The sequence below is a fragment of the Sphingomonas sp. Mn802worker genome (assembly GCF_000382485.1).
Taxonomy (GTDB): domain Bacteria; phylum Pseudomonadota; class Alphaproteobacteria; order Sphingomonadales; family Sphingomonadaceae; genus Sphingomonas.
This window is the reverse complement of sequence record NZ_AORY01000004.1, coordinates 574,835-593,317: the sequence shown is the minus strand read 5'-3', so window position 1 is coordinate 593,317 and position 18,483 is coordinate 574,835. Positions and strand designations below refer to the sequence as shown.

Genomic DNA, 18,483 nt, shown 5'->3' with positions numbered 1-18,483 from the left:
CGTCCTCTCCAAAACGGAGCCGGAGCCACCTGTCCGGGGTCACCCGGTCCGTCGTGATGGTGTACGCCTGATGAACGGCGGTGTCAAAGGCGCGGCCGGTTCGGCTGCTTGCGTCACGGTTCTGACACAAAGTCGCGAGGGAGGACGCGCGTGCCGGCGCCCTCCCCCTCGTCGCTCAGATCCCGACGATGCCGCCATCGTTCTTCGTGATGACGATCGTCGCGGAGCGCGGACGGCTGCTGCCGCCCTGCCCGTTCTGCGATGCCGGCCAGCTGGAGGTAATATTGCTGGCGCTGCCGTTCTCACCCGGATGCTGGATATTGACGAACAGCGAGCGGCCGTCCGGCGTCGAGGTGATGCCGGTAATCTCGCACTCCTTCGGTCCGACGAGAAAGCGCTTCAGGTTCGCGCCGGGTGCGGCGCCGATGCGCGTGGTCGTCGTACTGGTGGTCGTCACGCCCGCCGCGGTGGTCAGCGTGTTGTTGACCGTGCGCGTGCCGCCGTCGCCGACGCGGCCCGGAAGGGCGGCGAGCAGCATGCAATTGGTGACATCGGTATAGGCGCCGTCGTCGGTCTCGATCCACAGCACCGGCGCAACCTGTCCGGTCACGTTGGTATTGCGTCCGAACCACAATCCGTCTGGCGAAGAGAAATCGTTCGTCGCGTCGAGGCCCGACAGGTTGATGTTCGCGCGATCGAGGTCCGCGCCCGAGCCGAACGCGTAGATGTCCCAGGTGAAGGCGGTCGCCTCGGTCGTGTCGCCGTTCTCGCGCAGGCGGATGACATGGCCGTTGGCGTTGCCGCGCGTCGCCTGCGCCGAGGTGGGCGGATCGGCATTGACGACATCACCCTGCGGCAGCTTGGGATCGGTGTAGGCGCGCGGATTGGACGCGTCGGTGTTCGCGGGCATGCGCGACGAATTGTTGGTCAGCGTGCAGTACATCTCGCCGTTGACCGGATTGACCGCAGTCCATTCGGGCCGGTCCATCTTGGTCGCGCCCAGCACGTCGGCGGCGAGCCGGGTGTTGATCAGCACGTCGGCCTGGTCAGCGAAGGGATAGGTGGCGTTCGCCGCAGTCAGCCCATTCTGCCCGAAGACGAGCGGCAGCCACTGGCCCGTGCCGTCGGCGTTGAAGCGCGCGACGTAGAGCGTGCCCGCATCGAGATATTTGTCACCGATCGCCAGCCGGTCGGCGTTGCTCGCGTCAGCGTCCGCCCACGCAGTGGTCGACACGAACTTGTAAATGTACTCGTTCTGCGCGTCGTCGCCCATGTAGAACGCTGGGCGCGTGCCCGCGACCGTGCGGCCGGGCCAGCACCCCTCGTGGTTCATGCGGCCGAGCGCGGTGCGCTTGCGCGGGGGCGCGGCGGGGTTGAACGGGTCGATCTCGACCACCCAACCGTATTGGAACGGCTCGTTGCGGAAGTCGGCGCTGCCGTCGGCGGCGAGGCTGGGGGTCGCCGTCGCGTTCCACTTGGCGAAGCGCGTGTCACCCGCAGTCAAAGGCTGGACGGTCGACCAGCCGTAATTGCCGCTCGCCCCCTCACGCACACCGTAGCGCGCCAACGATACGTTCTGCTTCGACAGACCCGCAGCGGTACGGATCGCGGCATCGCCCGCCGTGCGGCGGAAATAGCCGGCCCAGTTTTCCTCGTTGGTCAGATAGGTGTGCCACGGCATCTGGCCGTTGGCGCAATTGTTGATCGTTCCGCGCCCCGCGGTCGCGTCCGGCGAGTAGAGCGTGCGCAGCTGCGCATTGCCGCGAACGGGCCCGTTGAACACGGTCGGGGTGTTGGGGGTCACGCGGCGGTTGAGCGCAGACGCCTGAACGTAGCTCCATGCCCCGCCGCTCGCGCGGGTGATCTCGATCGCGGAGACGCCGTGCGCCTCGATCTCCTTGATCGCCTCCGCTTCGGGACGGCGGCCGCCGACAGTCGTCGGGCCGGCCTGGTGGAGATAGGCCTGGGTGATATTCTCGTGATTGAGCACCAGCATGCCACGGATGTTGTTGGCGGCATCGGGTGCGCTGCCGGTCGCGCCGAGGCCGAAGAAGCTCATCCCGTCATGGTGGTCGCCGGCACGCTGTGCGAAGTTGGTGTCCTGTCCGTCGTTGGCGAACACGCCGACGCTCGACGCGATCGGGTCACCCAGGCGATACAAGACACCGACCGAATAGCCCTCCGGCACGGTAACGACGTCGTTCAGGTTCTTCGACACTGCGGTGAAGGCGAGCGACGCCGGGTTGACCGTGACGGTCGTGTCGCTGCTGCTTGTCTGGCCGTTCTTTCCGCTGGCCGAGAAGCGGAAAACCAGCACGGTCGCGGCAGACACGGCCGGCGCGACGAAGGACGTGACGCCGCCTACGGTGCTGAGCGTCACCGCCGGGCCGCTCACCTGCGTGAAGCCTGAGCCGGTCGCGTTGTTGCCGGCGGTGCCGTTCAGCGTCACGGTACGGCCGGCCGAGGTCGTGATCGCGCCGCCTGCGCTCACCACCACGCCTGGATCGTCGAGCTCGTCGCCGCCGCACGCCGAGAGCAGCACCGAGCCGAACGCGGCGGTGGTCATCGCCGACAGACCGCCAAGCAGCGTCTGCCGCCGCGAATAGCGTTGCCGGACGATCTCATTCAAATGCGGGTTGCCGCTGGCGTTGGTATCGATGTCGCCATCGTCATAGTCGATGGCGGTGAGGCTGAACCCGGTCATGTGAAATCCCCCGAAATCGCGCCACTCCCACGGCGCCATGCCGACGCTTTGACTGGCTAGCACGACACGGCGGTGGCAATTCGGTGATGATCGGATGACGTGTGCGTTGCAGTTATGCGACAAAGCGCTTGCCGCTTGCGCGCCGGACGCAATCTGCTAAAGGCACGCTCGAACCGCGTGGGGCTCGCCCCGTTCGGCTCATCCGTCCAAGACAGTGGGTGCCGCGGATCTGCCGCGGCTTAATCTCCCACCGAGACGGGGAAACAGGATTTGAACGTGTCCCGGTCCGGCCAAGCGCCGCCCGCGATGCTGCTCCCAGCGGGCATCCCCTTCCCCATCGTCGGACACACCGTTCGTGCCACTCGGCGCGTGCGGGGCAAGCAACCGGGCGTTCGCTTTCGGGCGGGCGCTCATGAACGTGGAGAATGGCATGGATCGTGCGCAGAAAAGCGCAGCCGTTGCCGAGCTGAACAGCACCTTCTCCGAGGTCGGCGTGGTGGTTGTCACCCGCAACCTCGGCATGACGGTCGCGCAGTCGACCGACTTGCGCAACCGGATGCGGGATGCCGGCGCGGTATACAAGGTCTCGAAGAACAAGCTTGCCAGGATCGCGCTCGACGGCACCGACTATGGCTCGATCGGCGACATGCTGACCGGTCCGGTCGGCCTCGCCACCTCGGTCGATCCGGTCGCGGCGGCAAAGGTCGCGGTCGATTTCGCCAAGACGACCGACAAGTTCGAGATCGTCGGCGGCGCGATGGGCGCAACCGCGCTCGACCTGGCGGGCGTACAGGCATTGGCGACGCTGCCCTCGCTTGACGAGCTGCGCGCCAAGATCATCGGCCTCGTCGTGGCACCCGCCACGAAGCTGGCGACGATCGCGCAGGCACCCGCGGCTCAGATCGCGCGCGTCCTGTCGGCTTATGCCGAGAAGGAAGCCGCCTGAGTTCTTCGGGCAAGTTCATTTTGTTGACGAACGGGACCAATGGTCCCCGCAAATGGGAATAAAATCATGGCAGACCTGAACGCGCTGGTTGACCAGCTGAGCGAACTGACCGTCCTCGAGGCCGCTGAGCTCTCGAAGATGCTCGAAGAGAAGTGGGGCGTCTCGGCCGCAGCGGCGGTTGCAGCGGCTCCGGCAGCCGGCGGCGCCGCTGCTCCGGCCGCCGAAGAGAAGACCGAGTTCGACGTGATCCTGACCGGCGACGGCGGCAAGAAGATCAACGTCATCAAGGAAGTCCGCGCGATCACCGGCCTGGGCCTGACCGAGGCGAAGGCCCTGGTCGAAGGCGCGCCGAAGCCCGTCAAGGAAGGCGTGAGCAAGGACGAGGCCGAGAAGGTCAAGAAGCAGCTGGAAGAAGCCGGCGCGACCGTCGAGCTGAAGTAAGCCGCAGCGGCGGGCGGGGTTGGCAAGCCAACCCTGACCTGCCGCAAGGCCGGCCGGGGCTCGGCTCCGCCGAGCGTCGACGTCATGGACTTCACTTCCATGACGCCGCGGCCACCAGAACAAGGGCGGCCAGCTCCGGCGGCGCCGCCCTTTTCTTTTGCGCTACCTACGAAGCCAGCATCAGCGTGGCTCAAGGCTGCGTCATTACATTGTCGACGGCCCCGCGTGGGCGCCCTCACCTAGCGCCTACTGAAGCCTCAGCTCGACACTGCCAGCGCATGCGGGCGCGCCGCCACCGTCTCGAACATGCGCGCCGGGCCATCGAGCCAGAAAGGTGCGAGTTTCGCCGCGCCGGGACGCTCGATCCCGAGCGCAAACGCCTGCGCGGTCTGCCCCTCGCCTGCTGCTGCATCGCTCGGCACGTAGCGCGCGTTGACCGTCACGACCGGCACGAACATCGGACGATCGGCAGCGGTCAGCACGTTGATGTTGTCGCGCGGCAGCGTCACTAACGCGCGCACCACCCGCTCCGCTCCCGGCGCGAGCGAGAACGGCGTCGCTGCCGGACGACCGCCGATCTGCGCGAAGATCTGTCCGAGTTCCGCATCCTGGTCGGCGCGCGCGCTGGTGAGCCGCGCGTCGAGGCGGACGTTGCGCGTCTCGATCTCGCCGCGGTTACGTACGACGATCTCCACGTCGGCAGTCGCGGTGACGAGATTGACACCGGCGCGACGGGGACGCAGCTCCAGCTCGATCCAGGCGCGCGGCTGCGCGACGCTATCCGACGCGGGAAGTGTCGCGGCGGCCGAACTGCGCCGTGCGAGCATTCGCGGTGCCGAGGTGGCAACGGCTGCTGCTGGCGGGATCGACCCCGCTGCTAAAGGCTCTGGAACGACTGGTTCAGCAGTGACCGGATCGGCGACAAAGACGTCTTCTGGTTCCGCAATCGCGGAGGCAGTGCGGCGTTGCCACCACCACCATCCGGCTCCGGCGATAACCGCGACGCCGACCAACCAAAGCCAGTTCAAGCCTCCCCCGTCTTCGCTGGCCGGCGTCACAGCCGCGGCGGCTGAAGAGCTGACGCTCGGGCTCGGCGTCGGCGCTGCGATCGTGGGCGAAGGCATTGGTGCGGGTGTCGGTGCCGGCGAAGGTGTTATCGCCACCACCGGGGTCGCACCTGTGCGTTCGACGGGGGTGGCGCGCGGCGTCGGAGCGGCCTGCGGTGATGGAGCGGTACGCGGAATTGGCGTGGCCAGCGCCGCTGGCGTTGTACGCGGGCTGGGCTTGGCGCGCGGGGCCGGAGTCGCGCGCGGTGTCGGGCTGGGCGTCGGCGCCGGCTCAGGCGTCGCGGCGGGCGTCGGCGTGCCCGAGGGCAGTGAAAAGGTGATCGGCGGCAATGACAGGGTCGGGGTCGCGGCGGGCGTCGAGGATTGCGCCAGTGCCGCGGGCGCGCTCGTCACGAGCAACAAGGCGAGCGAAAGGCGCGCGGGCGATACGCGGGTACGACACGGAACGATCATGATGCGTGGCGCTAGCGCGAACGCGGTGGAGGTCAACCATTTCAGCCGCGGCGACACATCGCCGATCCCGTCGACTGCGCCGATCCGAGCGGCCGGCGCGACGGGATCGTTTCGCGGCGATCGACGTTTGTGGCGGCCGTCGTTCATTGACTGGATGGCACCCCTGCCCTATATCGCGATCTCTTCCAGCATTTCGGGACATGGGGCGCCGTCGCGCAGCGCCTCGTACGGATAGAGATGCTGGATACAGGACGCTTGAGGCTGCCGTCTCCCTCACGGGATCAGACGTGCGGCCTTTCGCCGTTCTTTGCGCTTCGTGATTTCTTTTTCGCTGACGAGGCAACGCTCAACATGGCAACCAAGGCGATCGACGCGGGCACCGCCCGCTCGGGCGACACCAACGGCGGAACGCGCAAGCGCCGCATCCGCAAGGTGTTCGGCAACATCCACGAAGTGGTGCAGATGCCGAACCTGATCGAGGTGCAGCGCGAAAGCTACGAGCAGTTCCTGCGCTCCGACGCGTCGATCGGTTATGTCTCGGGTCTCGAGAAGACGCTGCGCAGCGTCTTCCCGATCCGCGACTTCGCGGGCACCGCCGAACTCGACTTCGTCAATTACGAGCTCGAGCCGCCGAAGTTCGACGTCGAGGAATGCCGCCAGCGCGGCATCACCTATGCCGCGCCGATGCGCGTTACTTTGCGCTTGATCGTGTTCGAGGTGGATCCCGATACGGAGACCCGCTCGGTGCTCGATATCAAGGAGCAGGACGTCTACATGGGCGACATGCCGCTGATGACGGAGAACGGCACGTTCTTCATCAACGGTACCGAGCGTGTGATCGTCAGCCAGATGCACCGCTCGCCGGGCGTCCTGTTCGACCATGATCGTGGCAAGACGCACGCATCGGGCAAGTTCCTGTTCGCCGCACGCGTGATCCCGTACCGCGGCTCGTGGCTCGATTTCGAGTTCGACGCCAAGGACATCGTCAACGTCCGCATCGACCGCAAGCGCAAGCTGCCGGTGACGGCGCTGCTGTATGCACTCGGCCTCAACTCCGAGGAAATCCTCAACCAGTTCTACAACCGCGTCACCTTTGTGCGCGGTCAGGGTGGCTGGCAGATCCCGTTCGCGGCCGAGAACTGGCGCGGCGTGAAGCCGTCGTTCGACATCGTCGACGCGAAGTCGGGCGAGGTGATCTTCGCCGCCGGCACCAAGATCACCCCGCGCGCCGCCAACAAGGCCGCGAAGGATGGTCTGGAGACGCTGCTGATTCCGACCGAAGAAATCTACGGTCGCTACTCGGCCTACGACCTCATCAACGAGCAGACGGGCGAGATCTACGTCGAGGCCGGTGATGAGATCGGTCCCGACAGCATGGAGAAGCTTGACAAGGCCGGGCTCGACCGTGTCGAGCTGCTCGACATCGATCATGTCACGACGGGTCCGTGGATCCGCAACACGCTCAAGGCTGACAAGGCCGAGGAGCGCGAGCAGGCGCTGTCGGACATCTACCGCGTTATGCGCCCGGGCGAGCCGCCGACGCTGGAGACCGCAGAGTCGCTGTTTGCGGGCCTCTTCTTCGATCCCGATCGCTACGACCTTTCAGCGGTCGGTCGCGTCAAGTTGAACATGCGCCTGGAGCTGGATGCGCCGGACACGCACACGACGCTGCGTACCGAGGACATCCTGGCGGTCGTCAAGACGCTGGTCGGGCTCAAGGACGGCAAGGGCGAGATCGACGACATCGACAACCTCGGCAATCGCCGCGTGCGGTCGGTCGGCGAGCTGCTGGAGAACCAGTACCGTGTCGGCCTGCTCCGCATGGAGCGTGCGGTCAAGGAGCGCATGTCGTCGGTCGACGTCTCGACCGTGATGCCGAACGACCTGATCAACGCGAAGCCCGCGGTTGCCGCGGTGCGCGAGTTCTTCGGTTCGTCGCAGCTGTCGCAGTTCATGGACCAGACCAACCCCTTGTCCGAAGTGACGCACAAGCGTCGCGTCTCGGCGCTCGGGCCGGGCGGTCTGACGCGTGAGCGTGCGGGCTTCGAGGTCCGCGACGTTCACCCGACACACTACGGCCGCATCTGCCCGATCGAGACGCCGGAAGGCCCGAACATCGGTCTGATCAACTCGCTTTCGACGTTCGCGCGCGTCAACAAGTACGGCTTCATCGAAACGCCGTACCGCAAGATCGTCGACGGTCGGGTCACCAACGAGGTCGTCTACCTGTCGGCGATGGAGGAGCAGAAGCACACCGTCGCGCAGGCGTCGGCCGAGCTGAACGAGGACGGTTCGTTCGCCGAGGAGCTGGTCTCCGCGCGTCAGGCTGGCGAGTTCCTGATGGCGTTGCCCGAGACGGTGACGCTGATGGACGTGTCGCCCAAGCAGCTCGTGTCGGTCGCGGCCTCGCTCATTCCGTTCCTTGAGAACGACGACGCGAACCGCGCGCTGATGGGCTCGAACATGCAGCGCCAGGCGGTGCCGCTGGTCAAGGCCGAGGCGCCGTTCGTCGGCACCGGCATGGAAGAGACGGTGGCGCGCGATTCGGGCGCCGCGATCTCGGCCAAGCGCGCCGGCGTGGTCGATCAGGTCGATGCGGCCCGTATCGTCATTCGCGCGACCGGTGAGGTCGATGCGAACGAGAGCGGCGTCGACATCTACACGCTGATGAAGTTCCAGCGCTCCAACCAGTCGACCTGCATCAACCAGCGTCCGCTGGTAAAGGTGGGCGACGTGGTGAAGGCAGGCGACGTGCTGGCCGACGGTCCGTCGACCGAGTTCGGCGAGCTGGCGCTGGGCCGCAACGCGTTGGTCGCGTTCATGCCGTGGAACGGCTACAACTACGAGGATTCGATCCTCATCAGCGAGCGGATCGTGAAGGACGACGTGTTCACGTCGATCCATATCGACGAGTTCGAAGTGATGGCTCGCGACACCAAGCTGGGGCCGGAGGACATCACCCGCGACATCCCCAACGTCGGCGAGGAAGCACTGCGCAACCTCGACGAGGCGGGCATCGTCTACGTCGGTGCCGAGGTCGAGCCGGGCGATATCCTGGTCGGCAAGATCACGCCGAAGGGCGAGAGCCCGATGACGCCGGAAGAGAAGCTGCTACGCGCGATCTTCGGTGAAAAGGCGTCGGACGTGCGCGACACGTCCTTGCGCCTGCCGCCGGGCGTTGCCGGCACGATCGTCGACGTGCGCGTCTTCAATCGTCACGGCATCGACAAGGACGAGCGCGCGATGGCGATCGAGCGCGAGGAAATTGAGCGCCTGAAGAAGGACTCGGACGACGAGCGCACGATCCTCAACCGGGCGACGTGGAGCCGTCTGCGCGAGATGCTGCTCGATCAGGTCGCGACCGCGGCGCCGAAGGGCGTCAAGAAGGGCTCGACCATCGACATGGACCTGCTCGACTCGGTCGACCGCCACGAATGGTGGAAGTTCGCGGTGCAGGACGATGCCGTTCAGGCGAACCTGGAAGCCGTGAAGGGCCAGTACGACGAGGCGGCCAAGCGTATCCGCGACAAGTTCGAGGATCGCCGCGAGAAGCTGGAGCGTGGCGACGAACTGCCGCCGGGCGTGCTCAAGATGGTCAAGGTGTTCGTCGCGGTGAAGCGCAAGCTGCAGCCGGGCGACAAGATGGCCGGCCGTCACGGCAACAAGGGCGTCATCAGCCGCATCCTGCCGGCCGAGGACATGCCGTTCCTCGCCGATGGGACGCCGGTCGACCTGGTGCTCAACCCGCTGGGCGTGCCGAGCCGCATGAACGTCGGGCAGATCTTCGAGACGCACCTGGGCTGGGCCGCGCGCGGTCTCGGTCAGCAGATCGCACAGCAGCTCGATGACTGGCGCGAGGCGAACCCTGATGCGGCGGCGGGCGCGATGCCCGACGCGGTCAAGGCGCGGCTGGAGGAAGTCTACGGCGAGCATTACCTCGACGACATCCGCGCCCGTTCGGGTGAGGAGATCGTTGAGCTGGCGCAGAACCTGCGCGGTGGCGTTCCGATGGGCACTCCGGTGTTCGACGGCGCCGTCGAGAAGGACGTGTCGGACATGCTGGCGCTGGCAGGCCTCGACTCGTCGGGTCAGTCGGATCTGTTTGACGGGCGTACCGGCGACAAGTTCGATCGCAAGGTGACCGTGGGCATCATCTACATGCTGAAGCTCCACCACTTGGTCGACGACAAGATCCACGCGCGTTCGATCGGGCCGTACAGCCTCGTCACCCAGCAGCCGCTGGGCGGCAAGGCGCAGTTCGGCGGTCAGCGTTTCGGCGAGATGGAGGTCTGGGCGCTCCAGGCCTACGGCGCCGCCTATACGCTGCAGGAGATGCTGACGGTGAAGTCGGACGACGTGGTCGGCCGCACCAAGGTCTACGAGGCGATCGTCAAGGGCGACGACACGTTCGAGGCCGGCATCCCCGAGAGCTTCAACGTGCTGGTCAAGGAAATGCGCTCGCTGGGCCTCAACGTCGACCTGAAGTCGATGGAAGAGTCCGAGGACGACGGCATGGCCGAGGCCGCGGAGTAACGGTTTGGGCGTCGCATTACGAATGCGACGCCCGGCCCTCCCGCCTGGACAGCTTACCCCTAGAGGGACGAAATCATGAACGAACTGACCAATTTCGCCAATCCGCTCGCGAAGCCGGAAACCTTTGACCAGATCCAGATCGGCATCGCATCGCCCGATCGCATCCGTTCGTGGTCGTTCGGCGAGATCAAGAAGCCGGAAACGATCAACTACCGCACGTTCAAGCCCGAGCGTGACGGCCTGTTCTGCGCGCGCATCTTCGGTCCGATCAAGGACTACGAGTGCCTGTGCGGCAAGTACAAGCGCATGAAGTACAAGGGCATCGTGTGCGAGAAGTGCGGTGTCGAAGTCACCGTGTCGAAGGTCCGTCGCGAGCGGATGGGCCATATTGAGCTCGCCGCGCCGGTCGCGCACATCTGGTTCCTGAAGTCGCTGCCGAGCCGCATCGGCCTGCTGCTCGACATGCAGCTGAAGCAGCTCGAGCGCGTGCTCTACTTCGAGGCGTATATCGTGATCGAGCCGGGCCTGACCCCGCTCGAGAAGTTCCAGCTGCTGACCGAGGATGAGCTGCTCGAGGCGCAGGACGAATATGGCGAGGACGCCTTCTCGGCCGGCATCGGCGCCGAGGCCGTGCGCGTCATGCTCGAGAACCTCGATCTCGAGGGTGAGAAGGTTGCGCTGCTCGAAGAGCTGGCGACCACCAAGTCGGAGCTGAAGCCCAAGAAGATCATCAAGCGGCTGAAGGTCGTCGAGAGCTTCCTTGAATCGGGCAACCGTCCCGAGTGGATGATCCTCGAGGTCGTGCCGGTCATTCCGCCCGAGCTGCGTCCGCTGGTGCCGCTCGACGGCGGTCGCTTCGCGACGTCGGACCTGAACGATCTCTACCGCCGCGTCATCAACCGCAACAACCGCCTGAAGCGGCTGATGGAGCTGCGCGCGCCCGACATCATCGTGCGCAACGAGAAGCGCATGTTGCAGGAAGCGGTCGATGCACTGTTCGACAATGGCCGCCGTGGTCGCACGATCACCGGTGCCAACAAGCGTCCGCTCAAGTCGCTGTCCGACATGCTCAAGGGCAAGCAGGGCCGCTTCCGCCAGAACCTGCTCGGCAAGCGCGTCGACTATTCGGGCCGCTCGGTCATCGTGACCGGACCGGAGCTCAAGCTGCACCAGTGCGGGCTGCCCAAGAAGATGGCGCTCGAGCTGTTCAAGCCGTTCATCTACGCGCGCCTCGACGCCAAGGGCCTGAGCATGACGCTCAAGCAGGCGAAGAAGTGGGTCGAGAAGGAGCGTAAGGAAGTCTGGGACATCCTGGACGAGGTGATCCGCGAGCATCCGGTCATGCTGAACCGCGCACCGACGCTCCACCGTCTGGGCATCCAGGCGTTCGAGCCGGTGCTGATCGAGGGCAAGGCGATCCAGCTTCACCCGCTGGTCTGCTCGGCGTTCAACGCCGACTTTGACGGTGACCAGATGGCTGTGCACGTCCCGCTGTCGCTGGAAGCGCAGCTGGAAGCGCGCGTGCTGATGATGTCGACCAACAACATCCTCTCGCCCGCCAACGGCAAGCCGATCATCGTGCCGTCGCAGGACATGGTGCTGGGCCTGTATTACCTCTCCATGATGAAGGAGAAGGAGCCGGGCGAAGGCATGCTGTTGTCCGACATGGCCGAGGTGCATCAGGCGCTCGACTCGGGTGCGGTGACGCTCCACACCAAGGTCATCAGCCGCGTTCCGCAGACCGACGAGGCCGGCAAGCAATACCTCAAGCGCTTCGAGACCACGCCCGGCCGCATGCTGCTGGGAGAGACGCTGCCGAAGAGCCACAAGGTGCCGTTCGACACCGTCAACCGGCTGCTGACCAAGAAGGACGTCGGCGACGTGATCGACGAGGTGTATCGCCACACTGGTCAGAAGGAAACCGTGCTGTTCGCCGACGCGATCATGGCGCTCGGTTTCCGTCACGCGTTCAAGGCCGGCATCTCGTTCGGCAAGGACGACATGATCATCGCGCCCGACAAGGACGTGCTGGTCGACGAGACGCGCGATCAGGTGAAGGATTTCGAGCAGCAGTATCAGGACGGCCTGATCACGCAGCAGGAGAAGTACAACAAGGTGATCGACGCGTGGTCGCGCTGCGGTGACCAGGTCGCCAACTCGATGATGAACGAGATCAAGGCCGTCCGTCACTATGGTGACGACGCGGGTGCGAACGCGGGTCGCGAGAAGCCGATCAACTCGATCTACATGATGGCGCACTCTGGTGCGCGTGGTTCGCAGGCGCAGATCAAGCAGCTGGCCGGCATGCGCGGCCTCATGGCCAAACCGTCGGGCGAGATCATCGAAACGCCGATTATCTCGAACTTCAAGGAAGGCCTGACCGTCCTTGAATACTTCAACTCGACCCACGGCGCGCGTAAGGGTCTGGCCGACACGGCGCTCAAGACGGCGAACTCGGGTTACCTGACCCGTCGTCTGGTCGACGTGTCGCAGGACTGCACCATCGTCGAGCTTGACTGCGGCACCGAGCGGGCGCTGGAGATGAAGGCGATCGTTCAGGGCGGCAGCACGATCGCGTCGCTCGGCGAGCGTATCCTGGGCCGCACCACGGCCGAGGACGTGGTCGACAAGGATGGCAAGGTCGTCATCCCGATCGGCACGCTGCTCGACGAGCCGATGGTGGCGCAGATCGAGGCGATGGGCGTGCAGGGCATGAAGATCCGCTCGCCGCTGGTCTGCGAGAGCAAGATCGGCGTGTGCGGCAAGTGCTACGGCCGTGACCTCGCGCGCGGTACGCCGGTCAACATCGGTGAGGCGGTCGGCGTCATCGCCGCGCAGTCGATCGGTGAGCCGGGCACGCAGCTGACGATGCGCACCTTCCACATCGGCGGTGCGGCGCAGCTGAACGAGACGTCCAACCTGGAGGCGCACGCAGACGGCACCGCGGAATACCGCGACCTGCGCGTGATCGTCGACCAGCGCGGCCGCCGCGTGGTGCTGAGCCGGTCGGGCGAGATCGTGATCAAGGACATGGACGGTCGCGAGCTGTCGGTCGATCGCATCCCTTACGGTGCGTATGTCATGTTCGACGACGGTCACATCGTGTCGAAGGGCGACCGGATGGCCGAGTGGGATCCGTTCACCATGCCGGTGATCACCGAGACCGGCGGCACCGTGAAGTTCCAGGATCTGGTCGAGGGCAAGACGCTGACCGAGCAGGTCGACGAAGCGACGGGTATCGCCCAGCGCGTCGTGACCGAGCACCGCGCCACCACCAAGTCGAAGGAGGATCTGCGTCCGCGCATGACGCTCCTCGACGAGGGTTCGGGTGAGGCGGCACGCTACATGCTCGCACCCGGCGCGGTGCTGTCGGTCGAGGACAATGCGACCGTCCACGCCGGTGACGTGCTTGCCCGCGTGGCGCGCGAGTCGGCCAAGACCCGCGACATCACCGGCGGTCTGCCGCGCGTTGCCGAGTTGTTCGAGGCGCGCAAGCCGAAGGAGAATGCGATCATCGCAAAGGTCTCCGGTCGCGTCGTGTTCGGCAAGGACTACAAGGCGAAGCGCAAGATCGGCATCCAGCCCGAGGATGGCGGCGAGGTCGTCGAGTATCTGATTCCGAAGTCGAAGGTGATCGACGTTCAGGAAGGCGACTACGTCAAGCGTGGCGACAATCTGATCGGCGGCTCGCCCGATCCGCACGATATCCTTGAGGTGCTCGGGATCGAGCCACTGGCGGAATACCTCGTGTCGGAGATCCAGGAGGTCTATCGATTGCAGGGCGTGAAGATCAACGACAAGCACATCGAGACGATCGTTCGTCAGATGCTGCAAAAGGTCGAGATCACCGAGGGCGGCGACACCACGCTGCTGGCGGGCGAGCAGGTCGATCGCGAGGAAATGGACGCGATCAACGCCAAGCTCGAAAAGGGTCAGGCGCCGGCACAGGGCAAGCCCGTGCTGCTCGGCATCACCAAGGCGAGCCTGCAGACGCGTTCGTTCATCTCGGCGGCGTCGTTCCAGGAAACCACCCGCGTCCTCACCGAGGCGGCGGTCCAGGGCAAGCAAGACACGCTGATGGGCCTGAAGGAGAACGTGATCGTCGGCCGCCTGATCCCGGCGGGCACCGGCGCGGGCATGAACCGCCTGCGTGTCGCAGCCTCGTCGCGTGACGCAGCGCTGCGGGTACAGCAGCGCAAGTTGCAGGACGCGATGATCGCGGCCGGCACCGCGGCGCAGGTTAAGGCCGCCGAGGACGCGCGCAGCCCGCGCGACGACACCGGCACCGGCAGCGATCCGCTGGCCGAGGTCGTGCCGTCAGGCACCGGCACCGACGCCGATGCAGGCGAGTATCTGAACGACTGATCGTTCAGGTCACGACGTGAAAACGCGAGCCGCCGTCCGGGTAACCGGACGGCGGTTTTCGTTTGGGCGGGATCGTGCAGACTGGCGCAGATCAGAGGCGCCCTCCCCGCTTTCGGGACGTGCGAGCGTCACGTTACCGCCGTCGTCACGTCTCGGATGGAGCAGAACCCGGATCAAGTTCGAGGTGACGATAGAAGCGACGCTGGTGACACAGCGCAATGTCGGAGAAATGGTCCACGCCAAACGAGTCATATCCGCTTGAATATGGCTGTTGTATTCAGTCGGACATAGCGCCATGAGCACCTTCGCACCGGACAGCGTCAAACCGCCGCCGGCACGCCAAAGGGGCCGTTTTCATGAACTTCGCATCATTGCTGACTTCGGTCGCGCTTGCCACGCTTGCACTGCCCGCGACGGCGCAGACGGCCGAACCGGTCGCCACGCCCACCAGCGACGTAGCGCCGACCACCGCGACCAGTGAAGCGACGGCCAGCGACGACGCAGAGGGGCTGCCCACCGTCATCGTTACCGCTCGCCGCCGCGCCGAAGATGCGCAGCGGATTCCGACGTCGCTGTCGGTCGTCGGCGGCACGTTGCTCGACCAGGCTTATGCGGTGAACACGCAGGCACTGACGACGCTCATACCCAGCCTCAACTATTCCTCCGCCAACCCGCGCAACACCGCCTTCACGATCCGCGGGCTCGGATCGAGCGTCGTCGCGGTCAGTCAGGCGAACGATGGGCTGGAATCGGGCGTCGGCTTCTATGTCGACCAGGTCTATCACGCGCGGCCGGCGACCGCCGCATTCGACTTCGCCGACGTGGCGCAGGTCGAGGAACTGCGCGGACCCCAGGGCACCCTGTTCGGCAAGAACACGACCGCGGGCGCGATCAACATCACGACACGCGCGCCGAGCTTCACGCCCGAGGGCTTCGCCGAGCTGTCCTACGGAAGCTATAATTTCGTGCAGGCGAAGGGTTGGGTATCGGGTCCGATCAGCGACACGGTCGCCTATCGCCTGTCGGGCGTGTCGACGCGGCGGGACGGCGTGATCGACAATGTCCGCACCGGGCGCGACGCCAATACGCTCGGCACGCAGGCCGTACGGGGACAATTGCTGTTCAAGCCCGACGACCGCATCCAGCTGAAACTGTCGGCCGACTTCACCAACTTCCAAGCCTATTGCTGCACGCAGGTGCCATACGTCGTCGGCAGCAGCCTGCGCGCGGCGAACCGGCAGTTTCCCGCGCTCGCGCGACAGTTCGGCTATACGTTGCCCTCGCTCGACTACCGCAACCGCGTGACCGACATCGACGGTCCGCTCGGCACCGACACCAACGAGGGCGGCGTGTCGGCGATCGCCGACTGGAACATCGGACCGGCGACGATCACCTCGGTCACCGCATGGCGGTTCTGGAACTGGGATGCGGAGAACGACCGCGATTATATCGGTCTGCCGATCCAGCTAAGCCAGCACATTCCGTCGCGGCAGGACCAGATCAGCCAGGAACTGCGGCTCGCCTCCAACGGTGAACGGCGGCTCGGCTATGTCGTCGGCCTCTACGCTTTCTCACAGAAGATCACCGGGCGGCCGATCAGCATTTACGGTCCCGCAGGGGCGGGCTGGCTGATCGGGCAAAGCGTGCCGACCAGTGCCACCAACGCGACGCCGATCGCGGTGCCGTCAAACCTGCTCGACGGCTACGGTCAGGACGGGCGCACCGAGTTCCGCAGCACCAGCTACGCCGCCTTTGGTGAAGCGAACTGGCGCGTGATCGACCGCGTCACGTTAACCGCGGGGCTGCGCTACACGCACGAGAACAAGGACGGCTTTTACGACACGACCGTGTCAGGCGGTCCGGCGACGTCGATCGCCGCGCTCAACAACGCGCGGCTCAACATTCTGCGCGCGCAATCCTATTCCGCGCACGATAGCGACGGCAGCCTGTCGGGGCGCGGCAACATCGCGGTCGACATCACCGACGGCGTGCTCGGCTACGTGAGCTACGCGCGCGGGTTCAAGTCGGGCGGCATCAACATGTCGGGCCTGCCGCTCGACAGCAACAACCGCCCGGTGCTGGCGACCGCGGTGGTACGGCCCGAGCGCAACGAGACCTATGAGGTCGGCCTGAAGACGCAGGCATTCGGCCGGCGGCTGGTGTTCAACATCGACGGTTTCTACACCAAGGTGCGCGATTTCCAGGCAACGGTGGTCGAGAATTCTGTGACGCAGACCGCGCAGCTGCGTGGCTATCTGTCGAACATTCCCGAGGTCACGGTGAAGGGGATCGAGGCCGATGCGACCGCGCTGGTGCTGCCGGGCGTGTCGTTGCGCGCCGGGCTCGCCTACGCCGATGGCGAGTATAGCGATTATCCCGCCGGCCCCTGCCCGCTCGAGGTGCAGACCGCGGCAACAACGCGGTGCAGCCTGACCGGACGGCGGCTCGCGTCGCTGCCGCGATTGAGCGCCACCGCGGGCGCGGACATCGAGCAGCCGCTGGGCGACGGATCGGTGTTCCTCCACGTCGATACCGCGTCGCGCAGCGGCTATAGCGGCGACCCGAGCCTGTCGCGCTTCACCTATATTCGCGGCTACAATCTAACTAACGCCAACATCGGCTACCGCTTTCGCGACGGGTTGGAGGTGGCGCTGTTCGCGCGCAACCTGTTCGATAGCGATTACGTGCAGAACGTAACCGTGCAGGCGGGCAATTCGGGACTGATCCTGGCAACCCCCAGCGACCCGCGGACGATCGGCGCGACGCTGCGGCTCAGGCGTTGAGCCTCAGCGTCGCTTCGACGAGCGCAGCGGCTCAATCGTGAAGTCGATCCCGCCGCGGCGGCTCGGCGACATCGCCACCAGAAAGGTCCGGCGCTGTCCGCACGCGCGTGCTGACCATTCCTCCCAATGCCCGCCGCGGCGGTAGATCGGCGAGCCGGCGCGAAAGCGGTTCGGCAGCGACTGCGCCTGCACCCGGTCGAGCCGCGCGCAGCGGTAGGCCGCCACCGAATAGCGTTGCATGCCCTTCAGCACGTCCGCCTTCAGCCGCCGGTCCGCGCGCGATGGCCCCGCCTTGTCGCTCCGCGTCACGCCGGCCTTGTCGATGGGCGCGGCGGCGACCAGCAGGATCGTAAAGGCGAGCAGTCGGCGCATCATGCGGGCTCGCGCACCGGTTCGCCGATCGCAAGCGTCTGGTCACCCTCCATCGTGCGCACGATGGTGGTGATCGCTTGCCCTTCGATGCGGAGTTCGTTGAACGCGGGTGGCGAGTGGCGCACGCGCTTCGACAGCGTCCCCGCGCCGATCAGTCGCACGGTACGGCCCGCGTGGGTGTAAGGTACGTCGAACGGATCGTGGACATGGCCCGACAGCACCGCATCCGCCCCCGCCTCTGCCAGCGCGACCAGCGCCTGGTCGCCGTACTTGGTCCTGGCTGTTCCCTTGGTCGGTCCCTCGATCAGCGGATGGTGCCCGGCGACGATGATCAGGTGATCCTTCGGCACGCCTGCGATCAGCGACAGCGCGCGGCGGAGCGAGCCGGGGCTGACGCGACCCTTCGACCAGTTCCAGCGCCACTGCGCACGCGCGGTCGTCTTGAGCGGAATGACCGCGATCCCGGCAACGTCGAGCGGACGCTCGATCATCTTTTCCACCGCGGCGTAGCGCGAATAGGGCGAGAACAGCCGGCGGAGCGGGTCCCAGTAATAAGGGATGTCGTGGTTGCCGACCTCAAGCGTCACCGGCACACCGAGCGAGCGTAGCCAGTCGCCGCCTGCGCGGAACTCCTTCGGCTTGGCGCGCATCGTCAGGTCGCCGGTCATGATGACGGCGTCGGGCTTCTCCGCGGCGACACGCTCACTAAACCAGGCGATCGCTGCCGGGTCCTCGGCGCCGAAATGCACGTCGCTGACGTGGAACAGCTTGGTCATCTTGCCTCCCTTTGGCCGCCCACAACGCGCGAGCGGCCACACG

Annotated in this window: 10 protein-coding genes; 6 read left to right on the top strand and 4 right to left on the bottom strand. The window is 65.9% G+C overall.

Features of this window, described 5'->3' with window-relative positions:
- Positions 1 to 175: 175 nt before the first annotated feature.
- Positions 176 to 2,704, bottom strand: coding sequence for a PhoX family protein (locus tag SMN802W_RS0106490; RefSeq protein ID WP_019516092.1), 2,529 nt, complete (start codon positions 2,702 to 2,704; stop codon positions 176 to 178).
- A 430-nt stretch (positions 2,705 to 3,134) separates the two neighbouring features.
- Between SMN802W_RS0106490 and rplJ the strand changes: the two genes are divergently transcribed.
- Complete coding sequence (gene rplJ, locus SMN802W_RS0106485) at positions 3,135 to 3,650, top strand: 50S ribosomal protein L10 (protein ID WP_026325829.1); 516 nt, start codon at positions 3,135 to 3,137, stop codon at positions 3,648 to 3,650.
- A 66-nt stretch (positions 3,651 to 3,716) separates the two neighbouring features.
- Positions 3,717 to 4,091, top strand: coding sequence for a 50S ribosomal protein L7/L12 (gene rplL / locus SMN802W_RS0106480; protein ID WP_019516090.1), 375 nt, complete (start codon positions 3,717 to 3,719; stop codon positions 4,089 to 4,091).
- Positions 4,092 to 4,348: 257 nt separating this feature from the next.
- Here rplL and SMN802W_RS0106475 read toward each other — a convergent pair whose 3' ends face one another.
- Entirely contained in the window at positions 4,349 to 4,918 is a 570-nt protein-coding gene (locus tag SMN802W_RS0106475; protein WP_019516089.1) for a hypothetical protein, read from the bottom strand.
- A gap of 421 nt (positions 4,919 to 5,339) precedes the next feature.
- Here SMN802W_RS0106475 and SMN802W_RS18175 point away from each other — a divergent pair, with 421 nt between their 5' ends.
- The 4 genes from SMN802W_RS18175 to SMN802W_RS0106455 all read left to right on the top strand — a co-directional run bounded on the left by SMN802W_RS18175 (position 5,340) and on the right by SMN802W_RS0106455 (position 17,292).
- On the top strand, positions 5,340 to 5,846 hold the full coding sequence (locus tag SMN802W_RS18175; protein WP_156818741.1) for a hypothetical protein: 507 nt from the start codon (positions 5,340 to 5,342) through the stop codon (positions 5,844 to 5,846).
- Between the two features lie 116 nt (positions 5,847 to 5,962).
- Positions 5,963 to 10,144, top strand: coding sequence for a DNA-directed RNA polymerase subunit beta (gene rpoB / locus SMN802W_RS0106465; RefSeq protein ID WP_019516087.1), 4,182 nt, complete (start codon positions 5,963 to 5,965; stop codon positions 10,142 to 10,144).
- A gap of 75 nt (positions 10,145 to 10,219) precedes the next feature.
- Entirely contained in the window at positions 10,220 to 14,509 is a 4,290-nt protein-coding gene (gene rpoC, locus SMN802W_RS0106460) for a DNA-directed RNA polymerase subunit beta' (RefSeq protein ID WP_019516086.1), read from the top strand.
- A gap of 356 nt (positions 14,510 to 14,865) precedes the next feature.
- A complete protein-coding gene (locus SMN802W_RS0106455) occupies positions 14,866 to 17,292 on the top strand; it encodes a TonB-dependent receptor (protein ID WP_019516085.1) in 2,427 nt (808 codons plus the stop codon).
- Between the two features lie 3 nt (positions 17,293 to 17,295).
- Here the strand turns inward: SMN802W_RS0106455 and SMN802W_RS0106450 are convergent, their stop codons facing one another.
- Together SMN802W_RS0106450 and SMN802W_RS0106445 are read right to left on the bottom strand one after the other, a co-directional pair.
- Complete coding sequence (locus SMN802W_RS0106450; protein ID WP_019516084.1) at positions 17,296 to 17,667, bottom strand: hypothetical protein; 372 nt, start codon at positions 17,665 to 17,667, stop codon at positions 17,296 to 17,298.
- Positions 17,664 to 18,440 (bottom strand): metallophosphoesterase family protein, encoded by a 777-nt coding sequence (locus tag SMN802W_RS0106445; RefSeq protein ID WP_019516083.1) that lies wholly within the window; start codon positions 18,438 to 18,440, stop codon positions 17,664 to 17,666. Before SMN802W_RS0106445 ends, SMN802W_RS0106450 begins: the two co-directional genes overlap by 4 nt.
- Between the last annotated feature and the right edge of the window lie 43 nt (positions 18,441 to 18,483).

Excerpts from the sequence above, each read along its gene's own strand:
- rplJ (WP_026325829.1), top strand. The coding sequence starts at position 3,135 with ATGGATCGTGCGCAGAAAAGCGCAGCCGTTGCCGAGCTGAACAGCACC.
- rpoC (WP_019516086.1), top strand. The coding sequence starts at position 10,220 with ATGAACGAACTGACCAATTTCGCCAATCCGCTCGCGAAGCCGGAAACC.
- SMN802W_RS0106475 (WP_019516089.1), bottom strand. The coding sequence starts at position 4,918 with ATGCTCGCACGGCGCAGTTCGGCCGCCGCGACACTTCCCGCGTCGGAT.
- rpoB (WP_019516087.1), top strand. The coding sequence starts at position 5,963 with ATGGCAACCAAGGCGATCGACGCGGGCACCGCCCGCTCGGGCGACACC.
- SMN802W_RS0106490 (WP_019516092.1), bottom strand. The coding sequence starts at position 2,704 with ATGACCGGGTTCAGCCTCACCGCCATCGACTATGACGATGGCGACATC.
- SMN802W_RS0106445 (WP_019516083.1), bottom strand. The coding sequence starts at position 18,440 with ATGACCAAGCTGTTCCACGTCAGCGACGTGCATTTCGGCGCCGAGGAC.
- SMN802W_RS0106455 (WP_019516085.1), top strand. The coding sequence starts at position 14,866 with ATGAACTTCGCATCATTGCTGACTTCGGTCGCGCTTGCCACGCTTGCA.
- rplL (WP_019516090.1), top strand. The coding sequence starts at position 3,717 with ATGGCAGACCTGAACGCGCTGGTTGACCAGCTGAGCGAACTGACCGTC.
- SMN802W_RS0106450 (WP_019516084.1), bottom strand. The coding sequence starts at position 17,667 with ATGATGCGCCGACTGCTCGCCTTTACGATCCTGCTGGTCGCCGCCGCG.